Here is a 16,777-nt window from a genome sequence, read left to right on the forward strand (position 1 = left end):
GGGCGGGCTCAGCCGGCGTCGTCCGGCGCGTGGGCACGGCCGGACGGCGTGCTGTCCTGGGCCGTGCAGTCCTGGATCTCCAGAGGCCGGTGACCATGGCGCAGCAGCGCCTCGCGGAGCTCGACGCGATCGTCGATCGGTCGGTGGTCGCCGTCGAAGTCCTGGTGGATCTCATGGCCGCGCCCGGCCAGGATCACCGTGTCCCGCGGCGACGCCGAGGCCACGGCCCGTTCGATCGCCTCGGCCCGCGGCCAGATCTCCTCCAGAACAGTGGTCAGCCCACCGGACTCCACGGCCTCACGGGCCCCCGCCATGACGTCGTCCCGGATCTGTGCCGGGTCCTCGCCGTGGGGGTCGTCGTCGCTGACGATGACATGATCGGCCATGCGGACGGCGATCGCACCCATGGTGGGACGCTTCGAACGGTCCCGATCGCCCGCGGCGCCGATGACCAGAATGATCCGGCCCTCCCCCTTCGTGGCGGCCACTGCGTCAAGGGTGCGGATCATCGCATCCGGGTTGTGGGCGAAGTCCACGATCGCCGCCGGCGACTCGCAGATGACCTGCATCCGGCCCGGCACGGAGATGGTGAACGGGTCCGATTCAAGGGCGTCGACGACCTCCTCGCGGGTGAAGGGCACATCCGGAGCCTCAAGGACCATGACAGCCGCCAGTGCGGCGTTGGAGACGTTGAAGAGTCCCGGCAGGCCGGTACGGGTTCTGATGCGTGCCCCGCTGCGGGCGTGATGGAGGGTGAAGCGATGCCCCATGCCGTCGGGCGCGACGTCGACCACCTCCCAGTCCACCTCCGCGGCCTGGCCCGCCGTGGCCAGGGTGACGACCCGGCCGGTGGCCACCGAGGCCATCTGATGGCCCCACGGGTCGTCCACCGTGATCACGGACGTCCTCGTCCTGCGGCGGGTGAACAGCTCGGCCTTGGTGGCGAAATACTCCTCCATGGACCCGTGCAGGTCCAGGTGGTCCTGGGTGAGGTTCGTGAAGCCGGCGACGTCGTAGTGGAGCCCCGCCGTGCGCCGATAGCTGATCGCATGGGAGGAGACCTCCATGGCGGCCGCGGCGACGTCACGCTCCCGGAAGAGCGCCATGAGGCTGTGCAGCTGCACCGCCTCCGGCGTGGTCAGCTGCGAGGGGATCGTCTCCTGGCCAGCACTGATCTCGATGGTGCCGATGAGCCGGTGCGCCGTCCTCGCCTCCCGTGCAGCGTATCGAGCAGGGAGCGCAGGAAGTACGTGGTGGTGGTCTTCCCGTTCGTTCCGGTCACACCGAACAGGGACGGCCCCGAGTCCTGCGTGTTTCCGTAGATCACCGCGGCGGCGGGGCCCGCGGCCTGGCGGACGTCCTCCACCTGCAGCACCGGGAGCCGATACCCGACCTGCTCACGCACCTTGTCCGCGCCGGCGGCGTCGGTCAGCACGGCCGTCGCCCCGGCCTCCACCGCCTGACGGATGAAGTCCGCGCCGTGGGCGCGGGCGCCGCTGACGGCGACGAAGAGGTCACCTTCCCCCACGGCGTGGGGATTCATCGCCGCACCCGTGAGCAGCGTCTCGTGCTCGCGCCGACCCACCGGAGTCAGCAGCGGCTCATGGCCCGTCGCCTGAAGTTCCTCGGCCAGTCGACCCACCGTGGTTCCCGCCACGTGGCGGGGCCTGAACACGCTGTCCTGCTCCGCGACGGAGAGCGGGGTGTGTGAGCTGGGCATCGGGCCTCTCGTTCCGGTCGGTCGATGATCATGGGGGATGAGGGGTGGTTCCGCCTGTGGGCCGGACCGTTGAAAGTTGTATCACGGCTCGGCGCCGACGGCCTCGCCGGCACGATGCGATATGCATGACACCCGCCGTGATGCCCCGTCAGCGCCCTGCAGGGGGACGCAGGCGCCGTCGGACCGAGTCACCATGGCCGGTCCTGGTCGTCACCGGTGAAGGCGTCGTAGGACTCCGACTCCTCGCCCGACGGCGGGACGTTCCGCGTGCTCAGGACGTGGGACATCACCTCGGAGAACGTGTCCACCACGGTCCAATCCCGCCATTCGCCCTGGGGCCGATGCACTGTGACGGCCACCAGATACTGCGGGTCGTCCAACGGGGCGACCCCGATGAAGGACGTCGTATGCCCGTCGAAGCCGCCGCCCTCTCCGGCCGCCTGCCCGGTACCGGTCTTCCCGCCCACACGATAGCCCGGGATCTGGGCGCCCGTGGCGGTCCCGTGGTCCACCACGCCCTCCATCAGCTTGAGCATCTCCTGCGAGGTCTCCGAGGAGAAGATCCTCTCCGAACCGCTCTCGACGGGGTGCTCGGATCCGTCCGGATCGATGTAGGCGTCGATGAGCTGGGGGTCCACGCGGACGCCGTCGTTGGCGAAGGTCTGGAACTGACTGATGTTGTGCAGGACCGTCGTCGTGTACCCCTGGCCGAACTGGGTCGTGAAGGGCTGCCTGGCGTCCCACTCCTCCGGGGAGCGCAGAACCGACGTCGCGGACGAGGTCAGGCCGACGTCGATGTCCTCGCCGATGCCGACCCGCCGCATCCAGTCATAGCGTTCCTGCTCCGTGAGCTCGTTGCCGATCATGACCGTGCCGGTGTTGTAGGAACGGGCGAAGATGCCGGCCGCCGTCATGTCGAAGGTCTCGTGCCGCATCGAGTCATTGATCACCTGGCCGTCGAACTCCTGCCGGTTCGGCACCGTGAACGCGTCGGTGGGCGCCACCGCTCCCTCTTCGAGCGCCGCAGCGAAGGTGATCCCCTTGCCTGTGGAGCCGGGCTCGAAGTCCTGGGTCAGGGCCAGCGGTCGGCGGAACAGCTCGTCCGTGGCCCCGGGATCGGCCGGGTCCACCGTCTCGGAGTCGGCCATGGCCATGATCTCTCCGGTCCGCACGTCCATCACGGTCACATTGCCCCACAGGGCGCTGTACTCGTTGGCCTTCTGAGCGATGGCCTCCTGGGCGAACCACTGCAGGTCCTGGTCGATGGTCAGGCGCACGTCCTGCCCGTCCTCGGCCGGAATCTCCTCGAACGTGGCCGTGGGGATCCTCACCCCGTCGCCGGCGATCTCGAACGTGCGCTCACCGTCCGTGCCGGACAGCGCCGAGTCCTGGGCGAGCTCGATGCCGTCCAGCGGAGTGCCGTCGGAGCCCACGAACCCGAGGATCGATCCGGCGACGGCACCCGCAGGATAGGTCCGTTGGGAGACCGGCTCCGCGTACAGGCCAGGGATGTCCAGATCCAAGGCCCTGCTGCGTTCGTCGGGGGTCACGGACCGGGCGACCACGGAGTAGGCCCGATCTCCCTCCATGCGCTCGGCCAGGTCTTCCGGCTCCGCATCCAGGATCGAGGCCAGGTCGGAGATCGCAGTCTCCAACGGCATCGTCGTCCACAGCCCAGTGACCTCGTCCCGGACCCGGAAGTCATCGATGAGCCGCTGATCGACGACCAGGTCGTAGCGCTGGACGCTGGTCGCCAGCGTGCGCCCGTCGACGTCGAGGATCTCACCGCGCTCGGCGGGAAGGGGCACGCTGCGGAGGCGTTCGGACACGGCGGCCTGCGCATGGCCCGAGGGATCGAGCCCCTGGACGTGGAAGAGGCGCACCCCGAGGACGAGCAGCAGAGCGACGAGGGCGGCGAGTCCGATGCGCATGCGCTGGGACATGAGTCGTCCATCACGCGTGCGACGATCGTCCACGCTCTGAGTCGTCACCATCGCTGCTGCGGACCTCCGGGATCTGCTCGTCGGTCGGCGTCCGGTGAGGACGCCGGCGGGACAGACGGCCGGCCGGCTGGTCAGTCGAGGCCGGGCGCGGGGATCGTCCCGCCATTGAGCCGGTCGGGGCTGAACCCGCGTCCGTCGTCGGCGGCGGACTCGCTGTCCGCCTGCTGACCATTGTGCCCCGGGGTCGGCTGGGTCAGGGTGTTCAACGCGCCGGAGCCGAGCAAGCCGGCAGGCGCCCCGCCGGCCTCCTCTGCGACGTCCAGGGAGGGCGCGGCCTCATCTCCCGGCTGGACCGGGGTGGAGACGAAGCTCGAGGGCCGGTCGGACGAGTCGGCGGCCTCTGCGGGACCAGTGACGGTCCCGCCGTCCAGTTCGAAGGCGCCCGCTGCCGCAGGCATGACCATGCCCAGAGAGACGGCGTTGTCAGAGAGCACCTGGGGTGACTGCAGGTGCAGGACCTGCTGCTCGAGAGCCTGGTTCTGCTGGGTGAGGAGCTGGTGCTGCTGCGTGAGTTCCACCACGCGGTACTGGGTGTTGGAGACGTGGATGTTGATCGCGAGGACGACGGCGAGGGCAGCCACCATCAGAGCGATGATGCCCGCCGTGAGACCGCGGTGGCGCCGACGCACCTTGGGCAGGGCCCGCAGCGTCGGTGCTGCGGTGCCCAGAGACGACGGCTTCTCGTCCGGTGAGGGCGTCGCTGACAGTTCCCACTCGGGAACAGCCTGTGTGCTCATCGCGTGGTCCTCCTCGCCCTGATCTTCTCAGCTGATCGCAGTTTCGCGGAGGCGGCTCGCGGGTTCTCCGCCATCTCTGTGGCATCCGGGACCTCCGCGCCCCGGGTGACCGCCCGAAACGTCGGTCGGTGTTCCTCCAGCTCCACCGGGAGGCCGGGCGGCGCGGAGGACTTCGTCCGTGCGGCGACGGCCTGCTTGACCAGCCGATCCTCCAGAGAGTGGTAGCTGAGCACCACGAGGCGACCACCGAGGTCGAGCGCGTCCATGGCTCGCGGGACCGCGTCCTCGAGGACGTCGAGCTCCCGGTTGACGGCGATGCGCAGAGCCTGGAACGTCCGCTTGGCGGGGTGTCCGCCGGTCCGCTTGCTCGCGGCGGGCACCGCGGCATCGACGACGGCGGCCAGGTCACCGGTGGTCAGGAAGGGGCGCTCGGCGCGGCGCGCGACGATGCGCCCGGCGATGCGCCCGGAGAAGCGCTCCTCGCCGTACTCCTTGAGAATCCGGCGCAGCTCCGGCTCGGGGATCCGCGCCAGGAGCTCGGCGGCGGTCTCATCCGCGGAGTCCTCGGCGGCGTCCATGCGCATGTCCAGCGGGGCATCGTAGGAATAGGCGAACCCACGATCGGCCTCGTCCAGCTGCAGGGAGGAGACGCCGAGGTCGAACAGGACCCCGGCGAGACCCTCGTCGGAGCTCAGCTGCTCACGGGCGACCTCGTCCGCACGGTCGTAGACGGTACGAACGCCGCGGAACCGGTCGCCGTGGACAGCCAGGCGGTCACCGGCCAGCGCAAGCGCCTCGGTGTCGCGATCGAGACCGATGACCCGGACGTCCTCGTCGGCCGCCAGGAGCGCCTCGGTGTGCCCGCCCATGCCCAGCGTCGCGTCGATGACCACGGGCCGACGGCCGGCGGCACGGACCGCAGCCACGCCGCCGAGCAGCAGCTCGATGCAGCGGTCGCGCAGGACCGGGACGTGCCGGTCGCCGGTGGCCCGCTCAGCCATGTTCGCCTCCAGATGCCGGAGAGGATCCTTGATCCAGCTCCCCCTCCGCGCCGAGGCCGCCTGACACCGGGGAAGAGATGTCAGGATGCCTTCGGAGCGGCTGGAGAACTCGCCCAAGGACCCTCTCGCCTGTTCGTCGTTTCGCACGGTGTTCGGTCCGCTGCGGCGCCTTCGGGACGCCGTGCACCTGGACCGTGCTCCTAGAAGATTCCGGGGATCGCCTCCTCGTCGGTCGACGAGAACTCGGACTCCTTCTCCTCCAGGTAGGAGTTCCATGCCGCGCTGTCCCAGATCTCGGCACGGTCCCCCGCACCGATCACCGTGACATCACGATCGAGTCCCGCGTACTCCCGCAGCGCCGCCGGAATCGTGATGCGGCCCTGCTTGTCCGGAGCCTCGTCCGAAGCTCCGGAGAGGAACACGCGGATGTAGTCACGTGCCTGCCGAGAGGTCAGTGGGGCCTGTCGCATCTGCCGGTGCACGTTCTGGAACTCGTCCGTGCTGAACACGTAGATGCACCGCTCCTGCCCGCGGGTGAGGACCAGGCCGTCGGCCAGCTCGTCACGGTATTTCGCGGGCAGGATCAGACGACCCTTCTCGTCCATGCGCGGGGTGTAGGTGCCGAGGAACACAGCGCCCACCGCCTCACATGTCCGTGCAGTCTCGCCCTCCAGGAACCCTCTTCCCTCTGACGCCCTCCACTTTACCCCACTTTCCCCCACTTTCAACCCAATCGCCCCCACGCGTCGCCTCGACAACCCCCACCGACGGCGCCGAGCAGCCCATGAATCCTTCTGACCTGCAGTTTCGTGAGGATCTGAGCCGTGGGGCGCAGTGGAGGGAGGTGGAGGACCCTGTGCTCCCCGCACCTCCGCGGACGGGACGCAGCAGCCCGGACACGGGCTCGAGCCGGCATCTGACGCCCCGGAGACCACGGCGCGGGGGTCCTGAGACCGCGACAGTGGAGGAAAGGTGGAGGAAAGTGGAGGAGGACGGCGAAGAGCGCCGGTCACCGGGACGGGACACGGCGGATCGCGACCATGCACGAGCAGCGCAGGTCACCCAGGGCATGATCCAGTGCCACCCAGCACCTCGTTCACCCACGGACTCGTTCACCCAGGGCCTCGTTCACCCAGGGCCTCGTTCACCCAGGGCCCCGATCACCTCGCGCGTCTTCCACCCCGCCGCGTGGCCCGCAGGCACAGGAAAGCCCTCCCGGGAGAGTTCCCAGGAGGGCTTGCGATATCACAGCCATCTCACGCGACGCCGCCGAACGGGGCACCGTCCCGCGCGCCATGTGCCTTCACACGGTGAGCTGCGGAGGTCGCGGAGTCGCTCGGATCAGCCGCTGTCCCGCGGGACGGTCGCTCACGCCTCACTCACGGCCGACGCCGTGGCGACGGCACGCGACCGGTGACGCGGCGTCATTCCTGACGACGCCGCTCTTCCCAGCGCTGCTCGAGGCCGCTCATGAACGAGCCCGACGGGCTCGGAGTCGTGCCGCGGGGGCCGCCTCCGCCTCCCCCGCCGCCGTCGCCGCCGGAGCCGCCGCGGGATGACCCGCCACTGTTGGCCCCACCGGTGGTCGCGAAGTAGACACCCGCACCCATGACGAGGAATCCGACGACGCCGACCGGAATCCACTGGCTGTAGATGCTGAAGAGCAGGACGACGAGACCCAGCACGGCCACGAGAAGGCCCAGCACCAGGTTCCGGATGTTCACCTTCCCGGTGGGGACTTCCTGCATCGAGGTCGCGAAGCTGGGATCCTCAGACTGGAGCTGCTCCTCCAGTTCCTTCAGCATGCGCTGTTCTCGCTCCGAGAGTGGCATCGTGAGGCTCCTTGCAGTCGCCGGCGGTCGCTGTCCCTGGACGTCCTTCTTCGCCCAGCGTCCAAGCTGGTTCGCCTGGAATCTCATTCTACCGTCTCGCCACGCCCGAGACCTAGCTGTGATCCGCCCCGTGACCGTGCTGTGACCGTCCGTCCAGCGGGCGTTCAGACTCGCTCCCCTCCCAGGTCGTAGCGGGTGCGAACCTGAGCGGCTGCTGCACCGCGGCGCCGAGGGCCTTCGCGTCGCACACGGCCCAGAGGTTCCGCTGAGAGGCTGTCACACTGCCGCCGGGCCGGCTCAGCAGGGATCACTCCGTGCCCGCGTCACGGCCGCTCGGTCTGCCCTGGCTGGTCCCCTCCTCGCTGCCGTGCCCCTCGGGACGCAGCAGCGAGGCAGGACCCACGGCGGCTCCCGGAAACCGGCGCGCCACCGCATCCAAGACGTTCTCCGCATCGATCCAGTTGGTCTCCGCGCGGTCGAAGCTGAGCTGCAGCGCACCCCCTTCGCGGCTGAGCCGCTCAGCCCGCACACCGATGAGCCGGACCGGCTGGGGGCGGGCTCCCAGACGATCCAGAAGGCCCGCAGCCCGGGTACGGATGGTCAGCGCCGACTGCGTCGGGTGGGTCAGTGTGGTGCTGCGAGTCAGAGTCTCGAAGTCGCGATACCGCAGCTTCAGGCTGACGCCCTGCGCCGACAGCCCTGCCGCGCGGAGCCGGGCCGCGATGCGATGGCTGAGCCGCAGAATCTCCTCGTGCAGCGTCTCCGTCGACGACACGTCCTCAGCGAACGTCTCCTCCGCACCGATGCTCTTCTCCTCGCGCTGAGTCTCCACCTCCCGTTCGTCGTCTCCCCAGGCCAGGCGTCTCAGCTGTGCGCCGGCGACGCCCAACCGCCGACGAAGCAGGTCCTCAGGCGTCTCCGCCAGCTGTCGTACGGTGGTGACCCCCAGGCCTTCCAACACTTCTGCCGTGCGTCCGCCCACTCCCCACAGCGCCCTCACCGGCAGGCTGTGCAGGAACTCCAGGCGCCGCGCCGGCGGCACCACAAGCATTCCGTCCGGCTTGGCCCTGGTGGAGGCGATCTTGGCGATGAACTTGCGGTCCGCGATGCCGACCGTGCAAGGGAGCCCGAAGATCTCCCGGATCTCTCGACGAATCCGGCTCCGATCTCCGCCGGAGACCCCAGTCGCCGTCGGGCGCCGGTGAGGTCCAGGAAGGCTTCGTCGACGCTGAGCTGCTCCACCGTGTCCGTCACCGTAGAGAAGTACGTCATGATCTCCTGGGAGATCTCACGGTAACGGGACTGATGCGGGGCCAGCACCAGCGCCTGCGGGCTGAGCTGCCTTGCTCGGGCCAGCGGCATTGCGGAGCGGACACCGTCGGCGCGGGCCTCGTAGGAGGCCGAGAGCACGACCGAGCGTCCAGAGTCCTGGGCCACGATGAGCTTGCGGCCGCGCAGCTCAGGGCGATCCAGCAGCTCCACCTCGACGAAGTAGGCGTCCATGTCGACATGGGCCAGGACCCGGGGCGTCCGCTCCGGCTGCCGGGTGCGCTGTGCCTGCATGCTCCCAGAGTACTCAGGTCCTCCGACACGTGACGCCCGTCGCCTCACCCGCTCCGCCGCCCCACAGCTCCCGCCCCCAGCCGAGTCCCCGACAGCGCACCGGCCGCCTCCCGACAGACCCTGGCAGAACTCGGCGGACCGGATAGGCTGGCATCCGCCGCGCCGGCCACCCGGCGTCCCCGGCCCCATCGCCCCACCACCAGGAGGTCTCCCGCGTGCGGACTTCGGACTTCATCGCCCACGTCACCGCCTGCGTCGCCGCCCAGCTGAGCTCCCACAGGTCCGAGGTGGCCGCCATCGCTCCGGAGGCCGCCCCGCTGGCCGACTCCCTGGAGGCGATGGCACGCGGCGGCAAACGACTCCGCCCCGTGCTGGCGTGGTTGGGATGGCGGGCCGCCGGCGGTGACGCGGCCTCCCACCCGGCGCTGGACAGCCTCTGTGTGTCCTTGGAGCTCTTCCAGGCGGCCGCCCTCGTCCATGACGACGTCATCGACCGCTCCGACACGCGCCGGGGACTGCCCAGCACGCATCGCCGGTTCGAGACCCTGCACCGCGACGAGCGTCTGGCCGGGGACGAGGGGCACTTCGGCACCGCGGCCGCCATCCTCACCGGCGATCTGGCGCTGTCCTGGGCAGGTGAGTCCTTCGCCGGGGCACTCGTCGAGGCCACGACGCTCCACGGCGCCGAGGAACCTCTGCACGCGGCGCGCCGGAGCTTCCAGCAGATGCACACACAGGTGATCTCCGGCCAGTACCTCGATGTCCTGGCCGAAGTGGCCGGGCCCGCCCCCGATGAGGCCCAGGCGATCGACCGAGCTCGCCGGGTCGTGCGTTACAAGGCGGCCCGGTACTCGACCGAGCACCCCGTCGTCCTGGGCTCGGCGCTGGCTGGTGCGCCTGAGGCCCTGCGCAGCGGTCTGGCCGCCGCCGCGCTGCCCGTGGGCGAGGCGTTCCAGCTGCGCGACGACCTGCTCGGCGTCTTCGGCGATCCCGAGACCACCGGAAAGCCCGTGGGAGACGATCTCCGTGAGGGCAAACGGACCGAGCTCATCGCCTACGGCCTCTTCCGCTCCTCCGCGGACGACGCGGCCGAGCTGGAGACCATGCTCGGTGACCCTGAGCTCTCCGCGGACGCCGTGGCCAGGGCACGGGAGATCCTCACCGCCTCGGGCGCCGTCGCCGAGGTGGAGCGCACCATCGACGGCCTGCTGGAGACCAGCGCCGCAGAGGTCGCCAGGCTGCGAGGTGCCGGCGTCGCCGAGGACGTGCTCGACGACTTCCAGGAGGTCAGCGACCGACTGGTGCGGCGCAACCGATGAGCACCGCCGGGACTTCGCTAGGCTGGACCCAGTGAGCACCGAACAGTCGGATCCGTGGATCGGCACCACCGTCGACGGACGTTACGAGATCGAAGACCGGGTGGCCCGCGGCGGCATGTCCACGGTCTATCTGGCGCGCGACGCCCGCCTGGGCCGTCACGTCGCCCTCAAGGTGCTCTTCCCGCACATGGCGGAGGACCGCAAGGTCGTCGAGCGCTTCGAACAGGAGGCTCGCAACGCTGCCCTGATCTCGCATCCGAACGTCGTCCAGGTCCTGGACCAGGGCCAGACCCGAGAGACCGCCTACCTGGTCATGGAGCACGTCCCCGGAGCGACGCTGCGGACGCTGCTCAAACGCGGCCCCATGACTCCTCGGCTGGCACTGACCTACGCGGAAGCCATCCTGCAGGGCCTCGGCGCCGCCCACCGGGCGGGGCTGGTGCACCGCGACATCAAACCGGAGAACGTGCTCGTCTCCCGCGACGGACGGATCAAACTCGCCGACTTCGGGCTCGCCCGGGCCGCCACCCACCACTCGGGCACCAGCACGCTCATGGGCACAGTCGCCTACATCTCCCCCGAGCTCCTCTCCGGGGAGGGCGCCGACGAACGGGCGGACATCTACGCCGTGGGGATCCTGCTCTATGAGATGCTCACCGGCGTGCAGCCCTACACCGGGGACTCCCCGGTCCGGGTGGCCTTCCAGCACGTGAACTCCACCGTCCCTGCGCCCTCATCCACGGTGCCCGGGCTCTCCTCCGCGCTGGACGAGATCGTCCGGGCGGCCACACGCCCCGCCGTCGAGGAACGGCCCAAGCATGCCGACGAGCTGCTCGCACTGGTGGTCAGGTGCCGCGAAGGACTGACCAACGAGGAGCTGGACCATCAGCCGGTCGGCGCAGACCACCCCGCCGAAGAGCTGCGCCCGGGGGCCGATCCCGCCGGCACGGCGGTCATCCCCGGGGCCGAGGGATCTGCGCTCCCCTCCGCACCGGGCGAGGGGGCCGAGACTCGGACGGGATCGGACGCTTCACCGACGGACGCCGGCGCAGGCCCCACTCCCCAGGATCCTGACGCCACCGTCGCGCTCAGCGCCCAGGAGGAGTTCCCCACCCGCGTGGAATCGGACGCTTGGGACGACGACGTGGCCGCAGCCCTGCTGCATGCCCGCTCCGGTGCCACCCTCGATGAGGACGAACGACAGACCGTGGCCGAGGTTCCCACCGAGGCCTTCCGCCTGCCGGAGGCCACCGGCGAGGGCGACGTAGGCACTGAGGACCTCTCGGGCGCCGGCCAGGACGGTGAGCAGGCCCTCGCCTCCGGCCCGCAGGACGAGGCGACGTCGGTGATGTCGCCGGTACGGCCCACCTCCTCCGGCCACGGGCCGGCCGAGCCGACGTCGGAGTTCTCCGCGGTCGGCGCTCCACGGCCCGTTCGAGACCCGGAGGCGGGGGACGCCGATCACGAGGACGGGACCTTCGCGCGTGGACCGGCCACCTGGCTGCGTCGACGCACGGGATCGTCCGGCGATGATCGGCGCAGACGCCAGCGACCGCTGGTGGACCTGGACCGGCCGACGCCCACACGCACCTGGCTGACGATCGCCGTGATCATGATCTGCGGTGCTCTGCTGGTGCTCTTCGCCTGGTATCTGGGGCTCAGTCCGGACCTGATCCCCAGCCTCGGAGACGGCGACGCCCCCGAGCCCTCGGCGCTGCTGGCCGAGCTGCTCCGGGGCGACTGAGACGCCCGGCCCGCCCACACGGGCAGGCCGGGCGAGGTGGCGACGGCAGGGATCAGATCACTTCACCTGGGTGAGCGCCTCCGCCACCAGGAAGGCCATCTCAAGGGACTGCTTGTGGTTCAGTCGGGGGTCGCACAGCGACTCGTAGCGAGAGTCGAAGGCCGACTCGTCGATGATGTCCGAACCGCCGAGACACTCGGCGACGTCGTCACCGGTCATCTCCACGTGCAGGCCACCGGGGTAGGTGCCCAGGGAGCGATGCACCTCGAAGAAGCCGCGGACCTCGTCCATGACATCGTCGAACTGCCGCGTCTTGTAGCCGTTCTTGGCGGTGATGGTGTTGCCGTGCATCGGGTCGGTGACCCAGACGACCTTCGCCCCCGAGTCCCGGACGGCCTCGACCAGCGGCGGAAGCTTCTCCCGGATGTTCTTGGCCCCCATCCGCGTGATGAAGGTCAGTCGACCCGGCTCGCGCTGCGGGTCGAGCTTGTCGATCAGTGCGAGGGCGTCCTCCGGGGTGGTGCCCGGGCCCAGCTTCACGCCCAGAGGGTTGTGCACTCGGGAGAGGTAGTCCACGTGTGCGCCGTCAAGCTCGCGGGTGCGCTCTCCGATCCACACGAAGTGCCCGGAGGTCACATACGGCTCGCCGGTGCGGGAGTCGATACGGGTCAGTGCGCGCTCATAGTCGAGCAGCAGCGCCTCATGGGCGGCGTAGAACTCGGTGCGCTTCAGACCGTCGAAGTCGGCCCCGCAGGCCTCCATGAACCTCACGGCGCGGTCGATCTCGCCGGCGATGGACTCATAGCGCGCGTGGGCAGGGTTCTCCATGAAGCCTTTGTTCCACTGCTGGACGGCCCGCAGGTCGGCGAATCCGCCCTCGGTGAAGGCCCGCACCAGGTTCAGCGTGGCCGCAGAGGTGTGGTAGGCCTGCACCATCCGCTTGGGGTCCGGGTGCCTGCTCTCCTCGGTGAAGTCGAACCCGTTGATGATCTCCCCACGGAAGCTCGGCAGGGTCACCTCCCCCCGGGTCTCCATGTCCGAGGAACGGGGCTTGGCGAACTGGCCGGCCATGCGGCCCATCTTCACCACGGGCAATGAAGCGCCGTACGTCAGCACCACGGCCATCTGCAGCAGAGTCTTCACCCGAGCGCTGATCTTGTCGGCGGTCGCACCCGCGAAGGTCTCGGCGCAGTCACCGCCCTGCAGGAGGAAGGCCTCGCCCTGAGCCACCTTGGCCAGCCGTCGCTTCAGCTTGTCCACCTCACCGGCGAAGACCAGCGGAGGGTTCGAGGAGAGTTCACCGACGGCGGCGTCGAAGTCCGGGTGGTCACGCCAGTCCGGCTGCTGTCTGATCGGCAGTCGGCGCCACTCGTCGAGACCCGGATAGTCGGCGGCACCGGTGTGGAGGATCTCTCCGGGCGCGGTCAACGGGGTCTGGACGGGGGTCTTCTCTGGCGTAGTAGTCACGTCACCAGCCTAGCCCGGCGTCGGCGGCCGGCCCAATGCGACCATGGGCAGTCCAGATTCTGGACTGACGCGCCACAGCCCTGGGCCGGCCGCCGCGCCCGCCGATCCCCGGGTCAGTCCTTCCGGTCGGCGGCCGCCTGGGCATACAGGTCGTCGACGACCTCCGCGTAGTCCTTCATGACGCTCGGACGCTTGATCTTCATCGACGGCGTCAGATGGCCGGACTCGATCGTGAAGTCCTCCTCCAGGAGCCGGAACGTGCGGATCGACTCCGCGCGGGAGACCGACTCGTTGGCCCGATCCACCACCGACTGGACGTGCGCAACGATCTCCTCCCGCCGGATGAGCTCTCCCATGGGCGTCTCCGGGTCGATCCCGTGCCGCTCGAGCCACTGCGGCAGCGTCTCTCCGTCCAAGGTCACCAGAGCGGCGACGAACGGTCGCCCGTCGCCGACGACGACCACCTGGGAGACGATCGCGTCCGCACGGATCTGGTCCTCCAGCTGGGCCGGGGCGACGTTCTTGCCCGCCGCCGTCACCAGGATCTCCTTCTTCCGCCCGGTGATGGTCAGGAAGCCGTCATCGTCCAGCGACCCCAGGTCGCCGGTGCGGAACCAGCCGTCCTCGGTGAAGGCCTCGTCCTTGAGCTCAGGGCGATTGCGGTAGCCGCTGAAGACGCAGACGCCCTTGCCCAGCACCTCGCCGTCGTCGGCGATCCGGACGGCACAGCCCGGCAGGGGAACTCCGACGGTGCCGATCCTGTAGTTCTCCGGCGTGTTGACCGTGATCGGGGCGGTGGTCTCGGTGAGACCGTAGCCTTCCATGATCATCACCCCGATGCCGTGGAAGAAGTGCCCCAGCCGCGCCCCGAGCGGACTGCCGCCCGAGACGGCATGCGTCACCCGCCCTCCCATCCGGGCATGCAGCTTGGAGTAGACCAGCTTGGAGAACAGCTTGTGCTTCAAGTTCAGCCCGAAGGGGACCTTGCCGGCCTGCTGAGCCTTCGACCAGTCGATCGCCGTCTGCGCCGCCTTGGTGAAGATTCCGCCCTTGCCCTCGGACTCGGCCTTCATCATCGCGGCGTTGTAGATCTTCTCGAACACGCGCGGCACGGCCAGCAGGAACGTGGGCCGGAAGGTGCCGAGGTCGTCCACCAGCTCCTTGATGTCGGCCGTATGGCCGACTCTGGTGCCTGCCGCCACGGACAGCACCGAGATGAACCGGGCGAAGACGTGGGCCAGCGGGATGAACAGCACCGTGGAGGAGTCCTTGTTGACCACGTGCCCCAACGAGTGCGTGGTCTGCAGAGACAGCTCGGTGAAGTTCCCGTGGGTGAGTTCGCAGCCCTTCGGACGGCCGGTGGTCCCGGAGGTGTAGATGATCGTGGCGAGATCGGACAGGCCCGCCCGCGAGCGCCGTCGCTCGATCGCCGCGTCCTCCACCTCGGCCCCGGCCGCCCGCAGCTGATCCAGGTCGTCGTTGTCCAGACGGAGCACGCCGGCCGGGATCTGCAGCTTCTCCTGCGAGACCGCGCGATCGACGACCTTCTCATGGGAGGCCGAATCCACGACGACGAGGCTGACCTCGGAGTCCTCGACGATCCAGGCCACCTGCGCCGGCGAGGACGTCTCGTAGATCGGCACAGTGATGCAGCCGGCGTACCAGATCGCGAAGTCGAGCAGAGTCCACTCGTAGCGGGTCGGGGCCATGATCGCGACCCGCCCGCCCTCATCGATGCCCCGAGCGACAAGACCCTTGGCCAGGGCCACGACGTCGTCGCGGAACTCCCGGGCCGTCACGTCGGTCCATTCCCCCGGGGACAGCTGTCGCCCGAAGAGCACGTTGGTCGGGTCCTGCTCGACCTGGCGCTCCAGCAGGTCAGTGGTGTTCAGCTCCGCAGGGACCTCGATGGCCGGGGGAACGACGTTTTCCTTCACGACGGGACTCCTCTGTCTCTGTCGACGGACCGGGGCGGGCCGGGAGCTCGTTGCCTGCCCCCGACCGGTATTTCTACTAGGTAGTAACGACCTTGTGGTGCGACTCACACTAATGAGTCGACCGGGGTCCTGTCCACGTGGGCTCCGGACCCGCTGCGCGTCCGGGCCTCAGGCGTCCGACTACACCTGCGCGCCGTCGCCGGATCCGCTGCGGTGGCGCGGCATCTGCAGGAACAGGGTGACCAGGCCGGCCAGAATGACACCGATCAGCACGGGGGCCGTCCAGGACGGCATCGTCGCCGGCAGCCAGGTCAGCACCAGGAGAGCCACGAGTCCTCCGACGGCCAGCACGGCGCCGAGTACGACCCCCGGTTTGGCGCCGGCCAGCGGATTGCGTGGATTGGGCGGCCGGAAGTCGTCGATCTCCTCGAGCGCTTCGTGGTCCACGGACCAGTCGCGCGGCCCCTGGCCTGCTCGGCCCACGGGCCGAGAACCTCCTCCACGGCTGAAGATGGCACTGGGCTCGTCATCACGGTGTCGGGTCATGCGTCCTCCCCTGAGAGTGTCGGCGTCATAGGCTGGCCCGCCTCCGCCTCGCCCCGTCGCGCGGCGGCGAGGAACTCGAGCGTCAGCCGACCGACGGCGTCGGCGTCATGGTCCAGGGTGGCGACGTGGAGCGAGCGCTCCAGCACCACCTGGGTCAGGTTCCCCGGATCCATCCTGTGCACCAGAGTATCGGCTGAGGCCCGAGGAAGGACATTGTCCGTCGCCGATCTCAGCAGCAGCACCGGTGCGCGGACGAGGTCGAGCTCCCGACGAACGTGGGCGACGATCCGCCCGAGAACGGCGACGCCGCGTACGGGGGTGCGGTCATAGGCCTCCTCCACCACCCCAGGTTTGGCGATGTCGCCCGCCACGGGCGCCACTGAGGGCAGGACTCCCCCGGCCAGTCGAGCGAACCCGAGCTGCAGGGGCTTGAGCCGCAGGCAGGGATTGATGGTGACGGCCGCGAAGGGCGCGCGCCGGGCGGCCACATGCATCGCCAGCGCACCACCCATGGAGAGTCCGACGACGGCGACGTGCGACCGTCGCGCCGCCAGGCGGTCCCAGCCCGCGAGGGCAGCGCGCAGAATCTCCCCCGCAGACGTAGCATTCAGGTCCTCCCATCGCGTGCCGTGCCCCGGCAGAAGGGGCACCTCGACGGCGTATCCCGCCTCTCGGAGCACCTGGGCCACCGGCTCCATCGAGGCGGGCGTGGAGGTGAAGCCGTGGAGCAGGAGGACTCCGGGTGCGCCCGGCTCGGGCCGCTCGGGATCATCACGCGTGTGAGGCATGGCACCACAGTAGCCGCTGGTCCACGCACTACAGTGGAGCTCGGATGAGGACGTGGCCCCTGCGCGGTCCGCCCTCTCCGGTCGTCACTGCCCCTGTCCGCCCAGGAAGGACTCCTCGGC

General features: G+C 69.6%; 14 protein-coding genes and 1 pseudogene. 2 read left to right on the top strand and 13 right to left on the bottom strand.

Going from position 1 to position 16,777, the window contains the following annotated elements; genetic code table 11:
- Positions 1 to 8 precede the first annotated feature (8 nt).
- The 9 genes and pseudogenes from BCY76_RS02280 to BCY76_RS20190 all read right to left on the bottom strand — a co-directional run.
- On the bottom strand, positions 9 to 1,190 hold the full coding sequence (locus BCY76_RS02280; RefSeq protein ID WP_336581790.1) for a Mur ligase family protein: 1,182 nt from the start codon (positions 1,188 to 1,190) through the stop codon (positions 9 to 11).
- Positions 1,139 to 1,720: a Mur ligase domain-containing protein gene (locus tag BCY76_RS18825; RefSeq protein WP_070161694.1), complete on the bottom strand. Its 582-nt coding sequence runs from the start codon at positions 1,718 to 1,720 to the stop codon at positions 1,139 to 1,141. Before BCY76_RS18825 ends, BCY76_RS02280 begins: the two co-directional genes overlap by 52 nt.
- 188 nt (positions 1,721 to 1,908) lie before the next feature.
- Positions 1,909 to 3,663, bottom strand: coding sequence for a peptidoglycan D,D-transpeptidase FtsI family protein (locus BCY76_RS02285; protein WP_070161696.1), 1,755 nt, complete (start codon positions 3,661 to 3,663; stop codon positions 1,909 to 1,911).
- A gap of 131 nt (positions 3,664 to 3,794) precedes the next feature.
- Complete coding sequence (locus tag BCY76_RS02290) at positions 3,795 to 4,460, bottom strand: hypothetical protein (protein WP_070161698.1); 666 nt, start codon at positions 4,458 to 4,460, stop codon at positions 3,795 to 3,797.
- Positions 4,457 to 5,461 (bottom strand): 16S rRNA (cytosine(1402)-N(4))-methyltransferase RsmH, encoded by a 1,005-nt coding sequence (rsmH, locus tag BCY76_RS02295; protein WP_070161707.1) that lies wholly within the window; start codon positions 5,459 to 5,461, stop codon positions 4,457 to 4,459. The genes BCY76_RS02290 and rsmH overlap by 4 nt, the downstream gene beginning before the upstream one ends.
- 200 nt (positions 5,462 to 5,661) lie before the next feature.
- A complete protein-coding gene (mraZ, locus tag BCY76_RS02300; protein ID WP_070161768.1) occupies positions 5,662 to 6,093 on the bottom strand; it encodes a division/cell wall cluster transcriptional repressor MraZ in 432 nt (143 codons plus the stop codon).
- A 792-nt stretch (positions 6,094 to 6,885) separates the two neighbouring features.
- Positions 6,886 to 7,293, bottom strand: a complete 408-nt coding sequence (locus BCY76_RS02305) for a DUF3040 domain-containing protein (protein ID WP_085437113.1) — start codon at positions 7,291 to 7,293, stop codon at positions 6,886 to 6,888.
- A 307-nt stretch (positions 7,294 to 7,600) separates the two neighbouring features.
- Positions 7,601 to 8,344 (bottom strand): DNA polymerase Y family protein, encoded by a 744-nt coding sequence (locus tag BCY76_RS20185; protein WP_336581745.1) that lies wholly within the window; start codon positions 8,342 to 8,344, stop codon positions 7,601 to 7,603.
- An 81-nt stretch (positions 8,345 to 8,425) separates the two neighbouring features.
- Positions 8,426 to 9,045: pseudogene (locus BCY76_RS20190) on the bottom strand (Y-family DNA polymerase); the annotation flags it as partial.
- A 26-nt stretch (positions 9,046 to 9,071) separates the two neighbouring features.
- Between BCY76_RS20190 and BCY76_RS02315 the strand changes: the two are divergent.
- Positions 9,072 to 10,175: a polyprenyl synthetase family protein gene (locus BCY76_RS02315; RefSeq protein ID WP_139827571.1), complete on the top strand. Its 1,104-nt coding sequence runs from the start codon at positions 9,072 to 9,074 to the stop codon at positions 10,173 to 10,175.
- A 31-nt stretch (positions 10,176 to 10,206) separates the two neighbouring features.
- Positions 10,207 to 11,919, top strand: coding sequence for a protein kinase domain-containing protein (locus BCY76_RS18460; protein ID WP_085437114.1), 1,713 nt, complete (start codon positions 10,207 to 10,209; stop codon positions 11,917 to 11,919).
- Positions 11,920 to 11,976: 57 nt separating this feature from the next.
- On the opposite strand, the gene BCY76_RS02325 is transcribed toward BCY76_RS18460, so the two are convergent.
- The 4 genes from BCY76_RS02325 to BCY76_RS02340 form a co-directional block, all read right to left on the bottom strand.
- A complete protein-coding gene (locus BCY76_RS02325) occupies positions 11,977 to 13,347 on the bottom strand; it encodes a class II 3-deoxy-7-phosphoheptulonate synthase (protein WP_070161711.1) in 1,371 nt (456 codons plus the stop codon).
- 152 nt (positions 13,348 to 13,499) lie between these two features.
- Entirely contained in the window at positions 13,500 to 15,323 is a 1,824-nt protein-coding gene (locus BCY76_RS02330; protein ID WP_085437115.1) for an AMP-dependent synthetase/ligase, read from the bottom strand.
- Positions 15,324 to 15,503: 180 nt separating this feature from the next.
- The gene (locus BCY76_RS02335; protein ID WP_070161713.1) at positions 15,504 to 15,869 is read right to left on the bottom strand and encodes a hypothetical protein; all 366 of its coding nucleotides are present in this window, start codon (positions 15,867 to 15,869) and stop codon (positions 15,504 to 15,506) included.
- Complete coding sequence (locus BCY76_RS02340) at positions 15,866 to 16,657, bottom strand: alpha/beta hydrolase (RefSeq protein WP_085437117.1); 792 nt, start codon at positions 16,655 to 16,657, stop codon at positions 15,866 to 15,868. The genes BCY76_RS02335 and BCY76_RS02340 overlap by 4 nt, the downstream gene beginning before the upstream one ends.
- Between the last annotated feature and the right edge of the window lie 120 nt (positions 16,658 to 16,777).

The sequence above is a fragment of the Nesterenkonia sp. PF2B19 genome, from assembly GCF_001758425.2.
GTDB lineage: Bacteria > Actinomycetota > Actinomycetes > Actinomycetales > Micrococcaceae > Nesterenkonia > Nesterenkonia aethiopica.